Genomic DNA, 19,197 nt, shown 5'->3' on the forward strand with positions numbered 1-19,197 from the left:
ATGTAATACAAGTTTTAGAAAGCGGTCCAAGTTAGGTTTTTTGTTTTTTCTTTCTGGCAGCAGGAAATAAAACGTTATTTAAAATTAAGCGGTAACCTGGTGAATTAGGATGCAAATCCAAAACTGTTGGAGAATCCCCCACCTGATGCTGAAAATCTTCAGGATCATGGCCGCTATAAAAGGTAAACATTCCTTTTCCTTTTTCGCCATGAATGTATCGCGCTTCCCCATTGAGTTCACAGGTTCCCATAATTAAAACATTAGATTTAATTAGTGCAGAATCAAAGGCAGTAGTTTGTCCCATAAATCCCTTTACGAGTTGAGTATGATTTTGACACAACATACTTGGAATAGGATCCCATTTAGCCGAAAATTCCATCAGCGTAAAATAATCTTTATCCATTGGGACACGGCGCTTCTCCGTCATGTCAATATCTGAAAATTCATATTTTTCCGGTTTTCTTTCGAGAATAAAATCTTTAAAAGCAAAAGAATTAGAATAGTTCATACTGGACTGATAATTAGCATCACTTGGATCACCATCAAACATTGGCTCACAAATATCAACTCCATCTGCTGCCAAAGCAATATCAAAACTGTCAGTAGCCGAACACATGGCAAACATAAACCCTCCTCCAACGACAAAGTCTCTTATTTTTTTGGCTACAGCTCCTTTTTCCTCTGAAACTTTTGCAAAGCCTAACTTGGTTGCTAGTTGCTCCGCCTCTTTCTTATCCTCAATATACCAAGGCACATTTCTAAAGGAGCCAAAAAACTTTCCATATTGTCCCGTAAAATCTTCATGATGCAAATGCAACCAATCGTAAAGTACTAATTGATCACTGAGGACTTCCTCATCATATATGGGTGTAAATGGAATTTCGGCATACGTCAAAACGAGTGTCACCGCATCATCCCAAAGTTGTTTCCCTTTAGGTGTATAAACTGCAATCCTGGGTGCTTTTTCAAGGATCACGGCGTCCATGTTTTGAGATGGACTAGCTATTTCATCTAAAATCTTGGCTTCTTCACTATCAGAAAGTACTTCAAAACTCACCCCTCTAATCTGACATTCTTTGCGTATTTCTGGAGCGTCAGGCAATAGAAAAGACCCCCCACGGTAGTTGAGTAACCAGCTGGCTTTATAGTTTTTTTCTAAACACCAAAACGTAATTCCGTAGGCTTTCAGGTGATTTTGTTGCGTAGTTTCGTCCATTGGCAACAAAATAAAAGAAGCTTTTGCTGCAATAGAAACTAGAAAAACTAGAATAAAAAAAACTCTTTTAGGAATCATTATATACGATTTTGAATCAAAGATAGAAAAGGAAAAGAATTATACTGCTCAAATATACCTTTTTAAATCAATTCAATTTCGCGATTACTGATTACAAGAAAAGGTTTAAAATTAAGTATAAAATGCAAACCATAAAAAAAGCCTATAAAAATAGGCTTTTAATACTTTCTAAAAAGGCATATCGCTGTCGTCATCGTCGTCATTGAGATTACTCCCGAATGCTTCATGCGCAGAAGGTAAACTTTTAGTCATAAACGAACTTTCATCTTGATTCATAGAAGAAGGTAAATCATCATAATTACCACTATGGTCTTCTAAATTATCAAACTTTCCAAGATGTCCAATAAACTTCAAACGAACGTTTTCGATACTACCATTACGGTGCTTGGCTATCATTATTTCTGCTTGACCTGCAGTAGGTGAAGCTTCATCATCATCCCATTCATCAATTTTATAATATTCCGGACGGTATAAGAACGATACAATATCAGCATCTTGCTCAATCGCACCCGATTCACGAAGGTCAGAAAGTAACGGTCTTTTACTGGACCCACGAGTTTCAACCGCACGCGATAATTGAGAAAGCGCTATTACGGGAACGTTCAATTCCTTTGCAAGGGCTTTTAAGTTTCGGGAAATTGTTGAAATTTCCTGTTCTCTGTTTCCTCCACCTTTACCATTTCCTCCGGCAGTCATCAATTGCAAATAGTCAACAATAATAATTCGGATTCCATGCTGTGAAACCAAACGTCTTGCTTTTGCTCTTAAATCAAAAATAGAGAGTGATGGAGTGTCATCAATATACAAAGGAGCTTTCTCTAGATTTTTAACCTTAGTACTCAGTTGCTCCCATTCGTGTTTTTCTAATTTACCGGTACGCAATTTCTCTGAAGACAAACCGGTTTCAGAGGAAATCAAACGCGTAATTAATTGCACCGATGCCATCTCTAATGAAAATAAGGCCACAGGCATTCCATAATCAATCGCCATATTTCTTGCCATTGACAATACAAATGCGGTCTTACCCATTGCTGGTCTAGCCGCGATAATAATTAAATCACTTGGCTGCCAACCCGAAGTAATTTTATCTAACTTTTCAAATCCAGTAGCAACTCCGCTTAGTCCTTCTTGCCCTGCAATTTCTTCAATTCGTTTTTTAGCTTGTAGTACTAAACTTTGGGCAGTTTCAGAACTTCGTTTTATATTTCCTTGGGTAACTTCATAAAGTTTAGATTCTGCTCTATCCAATAAATCAAAAACATCCGTAGTTTCATCGTACGATTCTTCGATTATCTCCGAAGAGATTCGAATCAAACTTCGTTGTATGAATTTTTGAAGAATAATTCTAGAGTGAAACTCGATATGTGCTGATGAGGATATTTTTTGCGTAAGCTGAATTAAATAAAAGTCACCACCGGCCAAATCTAATTTAGCATTTTTCTTTAGTTGTGCTGAAACGGTAAGTAAATCGATAGGCTGTGTTTCAGTAAACAGCTGAACGATTGCCTCAAAAATATGTTTGTGGGCGTCTTTATAAAAAGCATCAGGCGATAAAATATCAATTACATCATCTACCCCTTTTTTATCAATCATCATAGCACCAAGAACGGCCTCTTCCAATTCTAAAACCTGTGGTGGCAACTTGCCCTTTTCTAGGTTTATAATTGTTGTTTTATCGACCTTAACTGGGTTTATATTCCTGAAGTTTTCCATGTAGCGAAAGTAACAAAAAATTAAAAAATATTGCTGTTGACTTATTACAAATAATTGTTTATAAGTAACTGATTTTTGTTTATAACCAAAAAAAAACCCGTCTCGTTTGTAAACGAGACGGGTTTTTTTTATATTTATGAGATATTACTCTTTGTACTCACCCATTTTAGTGTATTTGTCCATTCTTTGAGCAATTAACTCTTTTGTTGATAAGTCTTTAAGTTCATTAAATGCTTTCATGATATATTGCTCCACAGTTACAAACGTTGTTTCTCTATCGTAATGCGCACCACCCAATGGTTCCGGTATAATATCATCAACTAATTTTTGTCTTTTCATGTCTGCAGAAGTCAATTTTAGTGCTTCAGCAGCTATTTCTTTATACTCCCAGCTTTTCCATAAAATAGAAGAACAAGACTCTGGAGAAATCACAGAATACCAAGTATTTTCAAGCATATAAACGCGATCTCCCACTCCTATTCCTAATGCACCACCTGAAGCTCCTTCACCTACAATAATAGTGATAATAGGCACCTGAAGACGAACCATTTCAAATATATTTCTAGCAATAGCCTCCCCTTGTCCACGTTCTTCTGCTTCAAGTCCTGGATAAGCTCCCGGAGTATCTATGAGCGTTAGAACAGGAATACCAAACTTCTCTGCCATTTTCATTAAACGCAAAGCTTTTCGATATCCTTCTGGATTTGCCATTCCAAAGTTTCTGTATTGACGGGTCTTTGTGTTATATCCTTTTTGTTGACCAACAATCATAAAAGATTGACCATCAATTTTCCCTAAACCACCAATCATCGCTTTATCATCTTTAAAGCCTCTGTCCCCGTGAAGTTCTAGAAAAGTATCTCCGCAAAGTGCTCTTATATGATCTAATGTATAGGGCCTGCTTGGATGTCTCGACAATTGTACACGTTGCCATGCGGTCAGATTTTTATAAATAGTCTTTTTAGTATCTATTAGCTTCTTATTGATTTGCTTACAAGTATTTGTAACATCAACATCTGATTCTTTACCAATAACGATACATTTTTCTAACTGATCTTCTAGTTCTTTTATCGGAAGCTCAAAATCTAAATATTCCATAGGATCTGTGCGTTTTTGTTTTTTATTTCGAACTGCAAATATAAAATTTTAAATCGTTCGCCGTCGTTTATTTTTTGTTTTAGTCCCAAAAGGCTCAATCAAAACTTAAATTAATTGTCTAATTCTCTAAATAACTCGGAGTCTCATTCGGTTTAGTAGTACAGTAAAAAGACAAATAAATCTATTGTACACTTTTTTCAGATTGATTCTATTAAGAGTATTAAAATCCACGTTCAAAACTAAAACCTTTACTCTTCATTATTATTTTTCAGTAGGTAATTCCCTGCGTGTTTTATACGCTTTAAGGTATTCTCCTTTAGGGGTTCCGTCATCAAACGAGCTAAATTTGACTAGCGTTCTTACTCCTTGACGTGCTGCTTCATTCGTGAAATTTTCATATTCAATTCGGTACAAAGCAGAGTACAATTCAGCTCTTCCTGTACCATGATAACAATGGATTAGCACCGGATAATTAGTAGTATTGTCCATTATTTTTGCAAAGATTTCAATATTTTTTTTGTTTGGAACCTGCTCTGATGGGTTACCAAAATAATTAACTCCTTTAATTTTTGCCACAGCATTCTTTTCTGCCTGAATTTCTCCAATTTTTTCAGGGTTTAAAACCAAATCATTAGTCCCTGGCATCCGCAAATCTACAATAGATTTGATGTGGTATTTCTTAACATAACTTTCAATTTCATCCGGAGGAATAACTCCAGATTTATAGACTTTACCTACTGTAATAGTCTCAAAATTATGATTGATGTTCATATCATAGACATACTTCCCTGCGAACACTAAAAGTAGCACAAGCAGCGAAAAACCAATTATCTTCTTTTTCATCTTTTAACTATAAATTACTAGCCGTAAAATTACTGAAATTTAACTACTTCGTCTATTGCTATCGATCAATCAGTTAACCCATGCAATCTTAAACGAAGGCTTTTTTCTTTAATTCGACCAGAACCCTCTTTGTAATAAAAAAAACTACTTAGTAAAGATTGCATAAAGTCCAATTGTATTGTACAATTTTCACATTACGTTGACATTATACTAAGGTTTTAGTACTAAAACATAAATTCGTTTGGTATAAATTATTGCTTTTTCTATCGAATGAATAACTGCTCTTCCTCCTGAAAACGGATAGCAAGTTTCGCGCAAATTAATCACACTTATATTACAATAGTAGGTCTGTGTTGGTAGTATTGGCAAGTTCCTTTTTACCGGTCTTGTGTTTGATAATCCCGTTTAATATTACCGTTATGATTATAATTACAGCGCCAATATAAAAGGAAAAACTCATTTTTTCTTTTCCCCCAATGATAAAATAGGCCAAAATAATGCCGTACACCGGTTCTAAATTCGTAGTTAACATTACTGTGTACGGACTCAGTTTTTCCATCACTTTTACAGAAGCCGTAAAAGCATAAGCCGTACAAATTGATGCTAAAATCAACATAAGAATCCAGTTATTAAAGCTGAGTACAAAGAAGTCTGCGGTGAATTTATTTTGGTACAAAAAATAAAGAGATATAAAAAACACACCCGCCATGAACTCATAAAAAGAGATTACGGTAGCGTCATGATTTTTAATTAATTTCCCGTTCATAAGAGTGAACAAAACCCCTAAAATAATCGAAACCAATGCGTACAACATTCCGTTTAGGTAATTCACCTCTACTTTCATGATCAAGCCTAATCCAGCTATTATTATGAGTCCAAAGAATACTTCGTACCACAACACTTTTCGACCATAAAACAGCGGCTCCAGCAAAGAAGCAAAAAAAGCACCCAATGAAAAAACAGAAAGGGTAATGGAAACATTAGAAACATGGATGGCATGAAAAAAAGTAATCCAGTGCATCGCAATCAAGAATCCCACAAAAATTAATTTCAAAAAGGAGTTTAAAGGAATTCGGAAGGATTTTTTCTTAAAAAGGATAAAAACGAATAAGAATGCTGCCGCTAAGAACATGCGATACCACACAATAGCATCGGCAGTAATTGTAATTAGCGCCCCTAAAATAGCCGTGAAACCCCAAATAAAGACAATTAGATGAAGGTTGATGTAACTTTTTAATTTATCGTTTTGCATTGCGTAGTAAAAATATTGCTAATATTCCGAAAATAATGTTAGGAAACCATACTGCCAGTAGTGGCGAAAACGTAGATTTCTCGGCTAACGTACCAAATATTTTATCAAAAAATACGTAGCCAAAAGCAATCGCAATACCTATGGTCAGGTTCATCCCCATCCCTCCCCTTCTTTTTTTATAAGAAACAGAAACGGCGATTATCGTTAAAATAAATGCCGAAACAGGAACGCTGTACTTTTTATACAAAACCACCATATAGATGTTGATATTAGAAGAACCCCGCTTTTTTTCTTTATCAATAAATTGATACAGTTTATCCAAGCTCAAGGTTTCTGCGATATAGATTACGGGTGTCAAATCTTCGAGATCAAAACTGAATTTGGTCTTTTTCTCAGGCATTTTTTCAATCTTATCCCCTAATACGCCTACTGTTCTTTTAGTGTAATCATACATGGTATACGTACTGTCCTGCGGATTCCATTTTATTCTGCTAGCAGTAACTTTAGAAACTAATTTCTCTTTATCAAATTTCTCTAGGGCAAAATTAAAGGCGACTTTAGAAACCGTATTGAAACTGTTTACATACAGAAACTCATTGTCGTTTATCTGGCGGTATACATCCGTATTATCCCCTCTCATCGCTTCCTGACCACCTCCTCTTAGATACGTGTACCTAAAATTATTAAAGCCTTCACTCGATGCTGGAACTACATAGAATCCCATGATTAAAACAAAAACAGAAATAAGCGAAGCCCCAATAATATAGGGTCTTAAAAAACGTGTAAATGAAATCCCCGAACTTAAAATCGCAATGATTTCTGTATTATTGGCCAGTTTTGAGGTAAACCAAATAATCGATAAAAACAGAAATATTGGAAACAACGAATTGGCAAAATAAATCGTGAAATGATAATAATAGATCGCAATATCTAAAATGGGCACCTTGTTTTCAATCATCTTATTCACCTTTTCTGAGACATCAATAACAATCCCGATAGGAATAAACATAAGCAACATGGCCGCAAAAGTGGCCAAGTATCTTTTCAGAATATATTTATCAATTATTGAAAGCATAAAGGCTAATTTGATTAAATCAATCTATCAGTGAGCTGCCTATTTGATTAAACAGCCCATCGATTAAAATGTATTACAGTCTCTGACTCATGTTACGAACCATCATTTCTTTCCAAGTTCTAAAATCTCCTGCTAAGATATGTTTTCTGGCCTCACGAACCAACCACATATAAAATCCAAGATTATGGATCGTCGCAATTTGTTTTCCCAAATATTCATTAGCAGCAAACAAGTGACGCAAATAGGCTTTAGTGTACTCTGTATCCACATAAGTGATTGCCATTTCGTCGATAGGAGAAAAATCATCTGCCCATTTTTTGTTTTTGATGTTAATCGTACCGTTAGCCGTAAATAACATTCCATTTCTAGCGTTACGAGTAGGCATCACACAGTCAAACATATCAACTCCCAAGGCTATATTTTCCAAAATATTTATCGGAGTTCCTACGCCCATAAGGTAACGGGGTTTGTCTTCTGGCAAAATTTCGCAAACTATTTCGGTCATGGCATACATCTCTTCTGCTGGCTCTCCTACTGAAAGTCCTCCAATGGCGTTTCCTACTTGGTTGCTGTTAGCGATATATTCTGCTGATTGTTGACGTAAGTCTTTGTAACAACTTCCCTGCACAATAGGAAAAAAAGCTTGGTCATATCCATATTTTACAGGCACTGTTTCTAAATGGCTCACACATCGGTCTAACCAGCGGTGTGTCATTTTCATCGAGCGTTGCGCATAACGGTAATCACAAGGATATGGTGTACATTCATCAAATGCCATGATAATATCGGCACCAATGGTACGCTGAATTTCCATCACATTCTCTGGTGTAAAAAAGTGAAACGAACCGTCAATATGCGATTTAAACTTCACCCCTTCTTCCTTTATTTTTCTATTTGCCGAAAGCGAATACACTTGGTATCCACCAGAATCTGTCAAAATATTACGATCCCAATTCATGAATTTATGCAAACCACCGGCTTTCTCTAGGATCTCCATTTGAGGGCGTAAATATAAATGATAGGTATTTCCCAAGATAATATCTGGGTTTATATCTTCTTTCAATTCCCTTTGATGCACCCCTTTTACAGAGGCTACGGTACCAACGGGCATAAAAATAGGTGTTTCAATAACACCGTGATCAGTAGTAATGCTTCCCGCTCTGGCTTTCGTCTGCGGATCTTTTTGTAATAAATCAAACTTCATCTGTTTCTTTTATTGTTTTTTTTTGCCGTCAGATGCAATTCACTAGCAATATCTTTTTTTACATTAAGATTATCATAGCTCATTTCATAGATGCTTTTTTCAGTGGGCAAAGATAGGTTAATTCGACAATTGCAAAATTAGATAATTACAAAAATTAGTTAAGTTTTAGAATTTCCTGCCAAAAACAGGGTTGTACTATAAAACTTTCTGTTGTTTGTACCCCATCGGTAGCCTCAAAAGCAGAATCATAAATCTAAAATCATTTGGGCATACTCTTCATGATTGCTTCCTCGTTCTGCTTCGCAATTTCACTCTGGTCATACTTCCTGATAGCGATCAGAATGCATCCAAACACAGAAGCAAACCAGCGATTGTGATGTTACTAAACATAAAAAGAGGCGCTCCACGGGAACACCTCTTTCAACATTATTTTATACTATACTTTATTGTGGTTGTACTACTGTGTTTCCATCAAGAATTACAGCAGTTTGCGCTAAAGCTCTTCCATTAAAAGATGCTCCTGTTTGAAAAGTTATTCCTGTTTTTGACAAGATAATACCTTCAAAATGAGACGTACTTCCAAAAGATGCTTTACCAGCTACCTGCCAGAAAATATTAGAAGCTTTGGCTCCACCTACTAAAGTTACTTTTGTTGCAGCACTCATAGCTAAATCACCTGAAATCTGGAAAATCCACACATCATCTGCTGATCCTGAAATGGTTATATTTGCTGGTACGGTTACAGAGCTAGTCCATTTATAAAGACCTGGAGATAATATTTGCCCCCCAATATTACCTGCTCCCAAATTGAGAACATCAGGAGAAGGACGTCCTGCGGCATCATTGTAAGCTGTAATCATATTTTCAACCGCCGTGGTAAGATTAGATGAAGTTGGAGTAACCATGTCAGCAGCAAATACTTTTCCGGTAACTTGTGCTGCCTTTGCATAACCTGTAAAATCTGTTAAAGATAATCCTGTAATAAACGAGGTAGCTGCTGGACTTAGTCCTAGATCTCCTGTAATTACAGACGTTGGTACGTTAGTAATTGTAGTTTTTGCAAGAATTACATAATTCCCTGCTGAACCAAGACTAACAGCTGCTAAGCCAACCGCCGCATTAGCCGTTGTTGTAAATTCCCATTGCTTGTTAGCGCTAAGAGCTTTTCCATCTGCACTTTTTACTCCTGTAGTTAGTGTAGCTGTATAAAGTGTATTAGCTGCAAGTACAGTTGCTGGAACAAACTTTGCAGTAGTACCTGAATATGAAACTGCACCTAATACTGTGGTTCCTGCTTGTTTTACTGTAAACGTTGTACTATTAATAGTTGATGCATCCATTGCGATACTAAAGTCTACAGAAACAACTTTATTTCTCGCTACATTTGTATCACTATTTAAAGGGCTAGTTGAAGTCACAGTTGGAGTTGGGGCCGGAGTTGGAGCCGGAGTCGATTGCGTGTTGTCATCATTTGAACAACCCGTAAATAAGACAACCATTACTATTGCGCAGGACGATAATAAATTTTTAATTTTCATGTTTATATGTATTTGTGAAGTTTCGAAATTATCACATTGCAAATGTAGGATTGCTTTATATGTTTCATGTTACATAACAATATCGTTAAGTTACATAATTCACGCTTTCCTTTTATCAGCCTAAAATGGTATCTGTCATTAAAGAATTGCTATCCTATATAAGAAGGAACATCTGGGAAATTCATTATCCCTAGATGCAAATTTCGTTTTTTCGAAGATTACTTTCGATTAATTTCTTCTTCACAAAAATGTGCACCTATACTATTGTCCATTGTATCAAGGTTTATACTCTAGTTTTTTAGCAGCTGGATTAATTTGGTCGTAATTTAGTACAGATGCGTTTTGAAGTAAAAATAGCGCTCTATTTTTTCTTTTGTGTATTACCTTTACTGCTATTTATGCTACTACTAGTATTTCTAAAAAGACCTTCTGTGTGAAAGGAGTTCCTTCCATTTTTGGAATTTAAAGTTTGTTTGTTTTTTAATAATTCACTTAATTGATACCACTTCCAATAAATAAAAGAGATTATAAGTAATGTAGTGCGCTAGTTCTATTTTTTATTAAGTTGCAATTTTCACTTCAACTTTTTTTTATTAATTAGATTCGCGAGTTCATCGTTTTTTTCTATACCAAAACCACCATCAGTAGCATCAAAAGTAAAATCATAAATTACTGTTCTAAAATTATTTGGGCGTACCCTTCGTGATTGCTTCATCGTTCCGCTTCGCAATTTCACTCAGGTCGGGCTATATGTTATAATCTCTCTTGCCTCGTTTCGTTTTAAAACGAGACAAGGCAAGAGAGGATTTCCACTTATATCCCTTACGCACAGCCACTTTTAGAATATACAAATACATTTAAATTTAAAATAGCCAATTATTTTTTATCCTATTCCATTAAAAGCCAATAAATTATAGTCTATTATTACTTATAAAGTAGTATTTTAGTTGTTTCATATACGCCTTATGCAAATAATTGTAAAAAAGATTTGGCATCGTGATGCAGATCGCATCGGACTTTTTTTTAAGTACGATAGCGCTACAATTTCTCAATTAAAAAAATTGGGAAGTATATATAGTCAGTCGCTCCGCTGTTGGTATTTTGATTACACTGCTGTAAATTATAAGCTGATAAGCAAATCCTTTGAAGATTTGGTTATAGACAACCCGAAAAATAATGAAACGCAACTGCTGGCCGGCCTTACCATAAGCCGTGACCTTCCAGCCATAGCCAAAAGCGAACTTCAGTTAGACGCAGCAACAGTGCTGAATAACCCTGAACATATAACGAAAACTAATTCGTTAGCACCTAATTTGCGTTTAGAGTTATTGCCTAATTTAGGCAAATATTGGGTTTTCAAGATGCAGTATTTCCAGCATATTAGCAGACAATTACTAGCCACAAAAGGAGTCTATTGGAATGCCAATTATAAAGTTTACATGGCTTTAAGACATGCAAATGTGCAAACGCTGGTAGAAAAAATACTTGACTCCCCTGCGTTTTTTCCTGAAAATGATTATTATAAAAACGAAACTGTCTTTCAGGGCGAATCCATTGTAATTAGACCACATCAAGAGGAACCTAAATGGATGGAAGTGTATATGCCACCCTTTCTTGTATTGCGCGAAAAGATAAAACGCTTCTCTATGGCTCGTTTTAGCACCATCAAAGATTGTTATTTACTTCCTGCGGCACCAAGCGTATATGAGGCGATGGTCATGCAGTTTGAACCCCATCAAGTCCTTGTAAGCAGCCAGCTTCCAAAGGGGTATTTGATGAAACAAAACATACCTAACAGGAAACAGCTCGATTTAAGCAAAACCAAAGCACAATTATTCAACCAAGTTCCAGATGCGGCACATGAGTACATTTCGTTACTAGTAGACACTATTTTGGCCTACAATTATAGCAGTTCCACGATGCGAACCTATACGAGTTCCTTTCTAAAATTCTTGCGTGATCACCAGTTTAAAGACCCGCATACGATTACCCAAAAAGAAATTACAAAATACTTAGCCTCTCTTATGGAGCGCGGTTTATCGGCAGCTTCGGGACATAGTATGGTCAATGCGCTATTATTTTACTACCAGCAAATAGAACATCAAAAAGGTTTTGAACTCAATATTCCCCGTCCAAAGAAGGAAAAGAAATTACCCTCAGTATTAACAATGGAAGAATGTTTGCAAATATTTAGAGCGGTAGACAACCCAAAACATAAATTATTATTGTTAATAGGCTATGGAGCAGGCTTGCGTGTAAGTGAGATCGTGACGCTAGAGTGGCGCGACATCTTATTCTCAGAGCATAAAATTCATATTAAAGATGCCAAAGGCAAGAAAGACCGTATGGTCATGTTACCCTACTCTATTGTGAGTTCACTGGATTATTACAGGAAATTATACCAACCCAGTAAATATGTTTTTGAAGGGCAGTATGCAGGTGAGCCTTACAGCACAGGCAGCGCACAGCAAGTGATGCGAGCAGCACTAAAAAAATCTGGTTTATCAAAGAAAGCTACCGTGCACACACTGCGACATAGCTTCGCCACCCATTTATTAGAGAGCGGAACAGACATTAGATACATTCAAAAGTTTTTAGGTCACGCCAGTATCAAAACCACCACGATATACACTCATGTTTCAAAAATGGCTACCGATAAAATAGCAAGTCCACTGGATCGCTTAGTAGATGAAAATAATAAGAAAAAACTTAGTGACTAGAGCAAAAGATCCAAAAAGATGTATATATTTGATGTTATATACAAGTTACCAGAAACCGAGCTACAAGCGAACGTCACACTTTACGTTATTAAGTCCTGATTCTGTTTTAAAATCATTTTCCCACTCTTGTTTTAAAAACCATTCTTCTGTTTTTTTAAGAAAAGATTCCATTTTATTTTTAGATGGTAAATGTCCCGCTTCGATATTATTTAGTAATCGATTATTATTGTTAAAATCAAAGTTTTCGCTTCCAATAAACATTTTTTTAAATCGCTCTTTACTTTCCTGGCTTTCTTCTCTTGCATAATGTTTTTTAGTTCGCATAAAATAATACGCTTCCATTACTGTAGGACTTCTATTTGCTCCAGCGTGACAATGAAGTATTACATTTGCTTTTTCTCGTTCGGCAATCCAAAGTATCTGCAATGCTCCAAAAATTGAATTTAAGCCAATATCTCCACTAACTTCGTCCATGGGAAACCAAAAATATTTTATTCCGTTTTCCATACATATTTTTTGGCAAGATGAAATATATTCACAAGAAACATTTATAACATATTTTGCTCCTGATTTTTTAATCTCTTCTGGCATTGGGTATCTCGATACTTTTAGTTTTTTATCAAACCATTCTTGAAATTTCATATAAAATGTTTTTAAAATTAGTAATATGTGGTATTCTGGTAACACGTGTTTTGCGTAATGCAAGGATTTTTTGGAATTATAGGTTCGCATCATATTTAGTGCAAAACCAAATATTTACGATTCCGTAGCCTTACACTACGCAAAGCACCAAACGTTAGCCCTCAGTTTACCGTGGAAACCGAAACCGAGGGCGGAAAATTTAATATAAACCTTAAAAATAAATAATAATGAAAAAAGTATTAGTAGTTAACATTACCAGCACCGCATCTTCTGCAAAACTTAGTAGTGGTAAATACACTTCTGAATTTGAATTAGTTGAACTAAATCAACATTTAGCCGATGGTTGGAAAATTCATAAATCAGAAATTGTAAGTAACCAAATAACAAGTACATTCAGTATTATTTATCAATTGGTTAAATAGTTAAATTATATCTACCATTTCTTTGGTTGACTTAAAAATTGGAAGCCAAAGAAATCGGTAAATAGTTACTGACTTGAAAAGATTGTTAGTTCCACAATCATTTTGAAATTTTGTGTGTTTTGAAAACATAATTTTGTGTTTTATTTTTGCTTTTCTCTTTATATCGGCGGAAAAACGAAACCGAAAATTGAAACCTGAAAATTGGAATAAACAAAAAAACCGAAGGGCTAACCGCTGTTTTGAGCTAGATGGAGTTTAGTGGAATTGCCGTTCCGCAATCATATTTTCGTTAAGCCGAAAATTGAGCGGTTACGATTTTCCATCCATCTCAAAGCAGCATAACGTTACCACCAATACTACACGACATCGTAATCGAGAAGTATTTTAGCAACTTGTTTTTTAACCATTTGATGATTATCATTTACTTGAAATGATTTTGGCTCTTTATAAAGCCCTTCAGTAATAAATGGAACTCCCAAAACTTTACTACTATCAACTTTAAACCCTAATTCTTCAACTATCCAAATCGAACCCTTTGAGCAAGAAACTGTATGTATTTCTTTTTCGTCCATTTCTAAAGTTGCGCCAATTGGTAAAATATAATCTTTGATAATTACATTCGTTTCTTTCAAGTAACTCAAACCTTTCCCTCCATTTAATGGACTTTTATAATTAAATTCAGAAAGTGAAACTGTGTGAGCATCTTTTATTTCAGAACGAAAGGCAACAACGTGTTTTATTTGTCCTTTAATTGTTGTCAATCTTATCGGATAACGGTGAGAATGTAATTGCACTTCGTAAGGTTTTATTTTTTCATCAGCAATAAAAACTCTCGTTAAATTTCCAAATTCAGTTCCGTCAATTACTAAAGAAAATAATCCTTTATGATGAACATCATTCATTGATAATTTTAAACTTTCTTGATTTGGATTTTTAAGTAAATCGAAAATCTTTTTTAAAAAATCTTGTTTTTTCATTTTATAAGTTATAAATATTAGTAATAAGTACTGGTGGTAACACGTGTTTTGCGTAATGCAAGGATTTATTGGAATTATAGGTTCGCATCATATTTAGTGCTAAACCGAAAGTTTACGTTTCCGTAGCCTTGCACTACGCAAAGCACCTTACGTTAGCGGTCACCCTATCGGATGTTCGTGCATCTAACGAAATTTTAAAATATGAGAAAAATTACACTATTGTTTATGTTGTTTTACGTAAGTGTGAACATTGCACAAACAAAAGTTTATATGACTAATGAAGGAAATGGCGTTTACACTATTCCCTGTAAAGTTAATGGAATTCCGTTAAAATTCATTTTTGACACTGGAGCAAGCGATGTTGTAATTTCATTATCAGAAGCACGCTTTATGCTGAAAAATGGATATTTGAATTCAGACGACATAGTAGGAACTTCATATTCACAAATAGCAAATGGACAGATTACTGAAAATACAAAAATAATACTTCGTGAAATTGAAATACAAGGACTTAAACTTTATGATGTAACAGCATCTGTAATACACGAATTGAGTGCGCCGTTATTGCTCGGTCAATCGGCAATTCAAAAATTAGGAAAAATACAACTCAATGGAAACGAGTTAACAATATACAATGGAGCAGTAACAAATTCTGATTGCTCTTTCGAAAGCATTATCCCTTTTAAGATTGGTATGAGTGATTTTGATATATCATTTATTGTCCTGAAAAACAAAGATTTTAAAATATCAGAAGATTCTTTTCTAGCGAAACAAAGAAATCGTAAAGAATATATAGACTATCTAAAAAAAGATGTAGCAAAAGGTTATTTGGTAGTGACGAAAAAATTTCAAAATTGTATAAACGCTGATATAACATATCGGTTGAGTTTAGTCAACGATTATTTATATAGAATTGATTTTGATTTTAGTGTAGGTACATCAACATCTGAAAACATAGAAAAAATGCTTGAAAATTATGAGTTTTTAAAAACAATAATTCCTGCAGAGTATGAATACATTTCCGAATATACTTCTACAAATCCTGATACAGGCTTAAAAATTGGAGAAGGTATTAGCTTTTACACAGCGGAAGGCCGTGAACAAAGAAAAAACAGCAAATATTTTAAGCCAAATGAATTCGATTTAGGTTATACCTTAAAACCTATTAAAGATTTTTCTGAAAAAACTATCATATATAACAATGCTGTTTTAAGAATTATAGATTTACGAAAAACCGTTTTAACTAATAAAGGCTTCTAGATGTGTACAACTGAATATGTAAAATACTCTCAAAAAGTTCTTAATATTATAATTCCAATATTTTGTGGTGTAATTGGCTGGATTGCAAATGTTATATGGGAAAAATCAAAATATAAAAGAGAACAAAAAACATATTATTGGAAAGAAAAAATTAACGCTGGCAAAAAAGCAACTGAATTTTATTTGGAATATATCAACTTACTTAATTTAATTAGATTGCAATTCAAATTGTATAAAGACAACGTCATCGAAGGAGAAAATCTATTAATTAACATTCAACAAGAAAACGTTGAGTTTTATTCGCAAAAATTAAAGCATTTTCCACATTACGAGTATCATCATATAAATTTATTTTATGAACTGATTGAAGACAATAATTTTAAAATTGTAAACGATAACTCTGAAATTCTTCAAAAAATAAATAAAATAAACCAATCGCAAATCATAAAAAATAATGAAATAAGTGAATTGTTTGGTAAAATGGAAGATAATTACGAAAAACTGTATAATAATGTACTATTACATTTAAAAAAAATACAAAAGGATTTAGAAAATGAAGTTAAATAGTGGAGTAATTATTAAATTTAATAAAAATAAGGGCGAACCGCTAACAGCCATTTTGAGCTAGCTGGAGTTTAGTGGAATTGCCGTTTCGCATCAAGTTTTCGTTTAGCCAAAAATTGAGTGGTTGCGAATTTCCAGCCATCTCAAAGTGGCCAACCGTTGGCAGTAATTTTACCGCAGAAACCTAAAAATTGAACTTAATTAAAATACAATAGAAAATGAAATTTATTACAATTGATTTTGAAACTGCAAACAGTAGTAGAACAAGTGCTTGTTCACTCGGGATTACATTTGTAGAAAATAAAAAAGTTGTTGAAACAAAACATTTTTACATTAAACCGACACCAAATTATTACAACTTCATAAATGTTGGAATTCACGGAATAACTAAAAATGATACTGACGACAAAAAAGACTTTAATGAATTATGGAAAGAAATAAAACCATATTTTGAAAATAATAAAGTTGTCGCACATAATGCGTCATTTGATTTAAGTGTTTTGAGAGCAATTTTAGAACATTATCAAATTGAATTTCCAAAATTAGAATATTACTGTACAATGTTGTTTTCAAAAAACACTTTAAAAGGTTTAATGAATTATCAATTAAGTACAATTTCTGAATATTTCAACATTAATTTATTACATCATAATGCGGAAAGTGACGCAAATGCTTGTGCAGAAATTTTTCTTAAACTAATTGAAAGAGATAATATTGATAGTTTCGAAAAATTATGCTTGCAGCATAATTTTATGAAAGGCGAATTATTAGAAAATTTTCGATACAAACCTTTTAAAGTAAAAAATAGTCAGTATAATTTTAACAGAATAGATGTCGATAGCATTGTTTGTGATAATGAAAACATTGACGAAGAACATCCTTTTTATCAAAAAAGAGTTGTTTTTACAGGCGAATTAGAAGCAATGACAAGATTAGATGCAATGCAACGAGTTGCAAATGTTGGCGGTTTAATAAAACCTCCATCTTTTAGTTCAAAAACAAATTTTTTAATTGTTGGTAATCAAGATTATGCAAGATTTGGCGAAGGTCATAAATCTACAAAAATGTTGAAAGCCGAAGAATTTATTGAAAAAGGTTATGATATAGAAATCATAAACGAAAGTCAATTTATTACGTTAGTTCAAAATGAAAATTCAAATTTTGAAATAACAATTGATTTAATATCTAAAAACTCAAAAGTACTACTTGAAAGAAAAGTCATTAATGAATTTGCTTCTAAAGACGTTTATTTTTCGGATAATTTTGAAATTCAAATTAATCAAGCGTTTCAATTAATAGGAAATTTAAGTGGTTATGGACATAATTATGATTTCACAACAGAAACAAATTACTTTATAATTAGTAATAAAGAAATTGAAGATTTAAAAAACAATATTAAATCAACAAAAATAAACGAAATTGAACAACATATGTATTTAAGAGTGAATGCAAAAGACAACGAGAAAAACAATTCAAATTTAATCGTAATAAGTGAACAATGTTTGTATGATTATTACGAAATAACTAATCGAAAAAGATAAAAAAAACTACTGCCAACACACGTTTTGCGCTATTGCGAATTTTGTGCAAGCCAGAAGTTATTCTTTCGCAAGAAATATATCTTTAACAGAAAATAAGTAGTTCCGAAGCTCGCAACAGCGCAAAGCGCGGGAACGTTATGTGTAACCTTAAAAAACCAAAATTGACAATAAAATGGTATCATCTGGAGACAAAGAATATATAGAATCAAAAGCAATAAAAAAAGGACTCAAAACAATGAATTCTCCTTTTTCTGACCTTGCAAATTGGATTGAAATTAGATTTGGAGTTAAACCTTTGAATATTGTTTATGATATTCTTGAACATAATAAACGACCTCGACTTCAAGTAATTTTTGAAAAATATAATGACATAGTTTCATTCAAAGCAGAAAATGGATTATTTCCAAATTCGGAAAGGCAATCCATTGTAGAAAATGCTTTCAGAAATTTAATTCGGAATGATAAGAAGTATTTTACTGACAACTTGTACGTAATATTCAACTCTTTTGAACCAATTGCGAAAGAAGAAGCAAATAGTAAAATAAATAATCTAAAACTTGACAAATTAAAAGAGGATTTAAAATCCGAAGAAATTTGGGAAATCCGAAAAAATTTTAATTCTGGTATTTTCTTTTTCTATACCGACGAAGCCCTAAATAAGAATAATAACATTGAAACTAAACAAAAATTTAAAAACGAATATTTTCAACTAATAAAAGAATGTGACGAATTTGGATATTTAGACGAAGTAAACTTTTCAATTAAACTTGACAGTAAAGAAAATTTCGATAACAACTATCAAAGTAATTGGTTTTACTACCACAAAGACAATTAAAAAGGCGACACATAACAGCCGTTTGGCGAGATTGGGGTTTTAGTGGAATTAACGTTTTTTATCATATCTTCGTTTCAGCAGAAAATACTCTGCTTTAAAGTCCCCAACCTCGCCAAGCGCCAAGACGTCAGGCTGTGAAAAAACTCCGTTTTTCACTTAATTAAGGCAAAAACAATCATTCTACACTTCAAAAGAAGCACGCTAAACAAGCTTATTTTT

At 33.8% G+C, this 19,197-nt stretch carries 17 protein-coding genes; 6 read left to right on the forward strand and 11 right to left on the reverse strand.

Features of this window, described 5'->3' with window-relative positions; translation table 11 throughout:
- Positions 1–31: 31 nt before the first annotated feature.
- The 9 genes from BMW63_RS17075 to BMW63_RS18225 form a co-directional block, all read right to left on the reverse strand.
- Entirely contained in the window at positions 32–1,294 is a 1,263-nt protein-coding gene (locus tag BMW63_RS17075; RefSeq protein WP_074724671.1) for an asparagine synthetase B, read from the reverse strand.
- 168 nt (positions 1,295–1,462) lie between these two features.
- The gene (gene dnaB, locus BMW63_RS17080; protein WP_074724672.1) at positions 1,463–3,007 is read right to left on the reverse strand and encodes a replicative DNA helicase; all 1,545 of its coding nucleotides are present in this window, start codon (positions 3,005–3,007) and stop codon (positions 1,463–1,465) included.
- Positions 3,008–3,151: 144 nt separating this feature from the next.
- A complete protein-coding gene (locus BMW63_RS17085) occupies positions 3,152–4,105 on the reverse strand; it encodes an acetyl-CoA carboxylase carboxyltransferase subunit alpha (protein WP_074724673.1) in 954 nt (317 codons plus the stop codon).
- Positions 4,106–4,366: 261 nt separating this feature from the next.
- Positions 4,367–4,948, reverse strand: a complete 582-nt coding sequence (locus tag BMW63_RS17090) for a dual specificity protein phosphatase family protein (RefSeq protein ID WP_074724674.1) — start codon at positions 4,946–4,948, stop codon at positions 4,367–4,369.
- Positions 4,949–5,282: 334 nt separating this feature from the next.
- Positions 5,283–6,200: a DMT family transporter gene (locus BMW63_RS17095; protein WP_074724675.1), complete on the reverse strand. Its 918-nt coding sequence runs from the start codon at positions 6,198–6,200 to the stop codon at positions 5,283–5,285.
- Complete coding sequence (locus BMW63_RS17100; RefSeq protein WP_074724676.1) at positions 6,187–7,275, reverse strand: LptF/LptG family permease; 1,089 nt, start codon at positions 7,273–7,275, stop codon at positions 6,187–6,189. The genes BMW63_RS17095 and BMW63_RS17100 overlap by 14 nt, the downstream gene beginning before the upstream one ends.
- Positions 7,276–7,348: 73 nt before the next feature.
- Positions 7,349–8,479 carry a tRNA guanosine(34) transglycosylase Tgt gene (gene tgt / locus BMW63_RS17105; RefSeq protein WP_074724677.1) on the reverse strand — a complete coding sequence of 377 codons (1,131 nt, stop codon included), beginning with the start codon at positions 8,477–8,479 and terminating at the stop codon, positions 7,349–7,351.
- A gap of 443 nt (positions 8,480–8,922) precedes the next feature.
- On the reverse strand, positions 8,923–10,017 hold the full coding sequence (locus tag BMW63_RS17110) for an ice-binding family protein (protein ID WP_074724678.1): 1,095 nt from the start codon (positions 10,015–10,017) through the stop codon (positions 8,923–8,925).
- 574 nt (positions 10,018–10,591) lie between these two features.
- Complete coding sequence (locus BMW63_RS18225; protein ID WP_175460307.1) at positions 10,592–10,732, reverse strand: hypothetical protein; 141 nt, start codon at positions 10,730–10,732, stop codon at positions 10,592–10,594.
- A gap of 250 nt (positions 10,733–10,982) precedes the next feature.
- Here BMW63_RS18225 and BMW63_RS17115 point away from each other — a divergent pair, with 250 nt between their 5' ends.
- Positions 10,983–12,737 carry a tyrosine-type recombinase/integrase gene (locus BMW63_RS17115; RefSeq protein WP_074724679.1) on the forward strand — a complete coding sequence of 585 codons (1,755 nt, stop codon included), beginning with the start codon at positions 10,983–10,985 and terminating at the stop codon, positions 12,735–12,737.
- A gap of 60 nt (positions 12,738–12,797) precedes the next feature.
- On the opposite strand, the gene BMW63_RS17120 is transcribed toward BMW63_RS17115, so the two are convergent.
- On the reverse strand, positions 12,798–13,379 hold the full coding sequence (locus BMW63_RS17120) for a dual specificity protein phosphatase family protein (protein WP_175460308.1): 582 nt from the start codon (positions 13,377–13,379) through the stop codon (positions 12,798–12,800).
- A gap of 227 nt (positions 13,380–13,606) precedes the next feature.
- Here BMW63_RS17120 and BMW63_RS17125 point away from each other — a divergent pair, with 227 nt between their 5' ends.
- A complete protein-coding gene (locus tag BMW63_RS17125; protein WP_074724681.1) occupies positions 13,607–13,801 on the forward strand; it encodes a hypothetical protein in 195 nt (64 codons plus the stop codon).
- A 356-nt stretch (positions 13,802–14,157) separates the two neighbouring features.
- Here BMW63_RS17125 and BMW63_RS17130 read toward each other — a convergent pair whose 3' ends face one another.
- Entirely contained in the window at positions 14,158–14,778 is a 621-nt protein-coding gene (locus BMW63_RS17130) for a hypothetical protein (protein ID WP_074724682.1), read from the reverse strand.
- 201 nt (positions 14,779–14,979) lie between these two features.
- Here BMW63_RS17130 and BMW63_RS17135 point away from each other — a divergent pair, with 201 nt between their 5' ends.
- From BMW63_RS17135 to BMW63_RS17150, 4 genes are all read left to right on the forward strand, one after another.
- Positions 14,980–16,038 (forward strand): retropepsin-like aspartic protease family protein, encoded by a 1,059-nt coding sequence (locus BMW63_RS17135; protein ID WP_083380546.1) that lies wholly within the window; start codon positions 14,980–14,982, stop codon positions 16,036–16,038.
- Positions 16,039–16,605, forward strand: a complete 567-nt coding sequence (locus tag BMW63_RS17140) for a hypothetical protein (RefSeq protein WP_074724684.1) — start codon at positions 16,039–16,041, stop codon at positions 16,603–16,605.
- A gap of 215 nt (positions 16,606–16,820) precedes the next feature.
- Positions 16,821–18,143, forward strand: a complete 1,323-nt coding sequence (locus BMW63_RS17145; RefSeq protein WP_074724685.1) for an exonuclease domain-containing protein — start codon at positions 16,821–16,823, stop codon at positions 18,141–18,143.
- Between the two features lie 172 nt (positions 18,144–18,315).
- Positions 18,316–18,978: a hypothetical protein gene (locus BMW63_RS17150; protein ID WP_074724686.1), complete on the forward strand. Its 663-nt coding sequence runs from the start codon at positions 18,316–18,318 to the stop codon at positions 18,976–18,978.
- Positions 18,979–19,197: the final 219 nt, after the last annotated feature.

It is taken from the genome of Flavobacterium frigoris (genome assembly GCF_900111075.1).
GTDB lineage: Bacteria > Bacteroidota > Bacteroidia > Flavobacteriales > Flavobacteriaceae > Flavobacterium > Flavobacterium frigoris.

Coding starts and splice junctions, on each gene's coding strand:
- BMW63_RS17075 (WP_074724671.1), bottom strand. CDS start 1,294: ATGATTCCTAAAAGAGTTTTTTTTATTCTAGTTTTTCTAGTTTCTATT.
- BMW63_RS17110 (WP_074724678.1), bottom strand. CDS start 10,017: ATGAAAATTAAAAATTTATTATCGTCCTGCGCAATAGTAATGGTTGTC.
- BMW63_RS17140 (WP_074724684.1), top strand. CDS start 16,039: ATGTGTACAACTGAATATGTAAAATACTCTCAAAAAGTTCTTAATATT.
- BMW63_RS17125 (WP_074724681.1), top strand. CDS start 13,607: ATGAAAAAAGTATTAGTAGTTAACATTACCAGCACCGCATCTTCTGCA.
- BMW63_RS17095 (WP_074724675.1), bottom strand. CDS start 6,200: ATGCAAAACGATAAATTAAAAAGTTACATCAACCTTCATCTAATTGTC.
- BMW63_RS17120 (WP_175460308.1), bottom strand. CDS start 13,379: ATGAAATTTCAAGAATGGTTTGATAAAAAACTAAAAGTATCGAGATAC.
- BMW63_RS17130 (WP_074724682.1), bottom strand. CDS start 14,778: ATGAAAAAACAAGATTTTTTAAAAAAGATTTTCGATTTACTTAAAAAT.
- tgt (WP_074724677.1), bottom strand. CDS start 8,479: ATGAAGTTTGATTTATTACAAAAAGATCCGCAGACGAAAGCCAGAGCG.
- BMW63_RS17090 (WP_074724674.1), bottom strand. CDS start 4,948: ATGAAAAAGAAGATAATTGGTTTTTCGCTGCTTGTGCTACTTTTAGTG.
- BMW63_RS17085 (WP_074724673.1), bottom strand. CDS start 4,105: ATGGAATATTTAGATTTTGAGCTTCCGATAAAAGAACTAGAAGATCAG.
- BMW63_RS17115 (WP_074724679.1), top strand. CDS start 10,983: ATGCAAATAATTGTAAAAAAGATTTGGCATCGTGATGCAGATCGCATC.
- BMW63_RS17145 (WP_074724685.1), top strand. CDS start 16,821: ATGAAATTTATTACAATTGATTTTGAAACTGCAAACAGTAGTAGAACA.
- BMW63_RS17100 (WP_074724676.1), bottom strand. CDS start 7,275: ATGCTTTCAATAATTGATAAATATATTCTGAAAAGATACTTGGCCACT.
- BMW63_RS17150 (WP_074724686.1), top strand. CDS start 18,316: ATGGTATCATCTGGAGACAAAGAATATATAGAATCAAAAGCAATAAAA.
- BMW63_RS17135 (WP_083380546.1), top strand. CDS start 14,980: ATGAGAAAAATTACACTATTGTTTATGTTGTTTTACGTAAGTGTGAAC.
- dnaB (WP_074724672.1), bottom strand. CDS start 3,007: ATGGAAAACTTCAGGAATATAAACCCAGTTAAGGTCGATAAAACAACA.
- BMW63_RS18225 (WP_175460307.1), bottom strand. CDS start 10,732: ATGAAGCAATCACGAAGGGTACGCCCAAATAATTTTAGAACAGTAATT.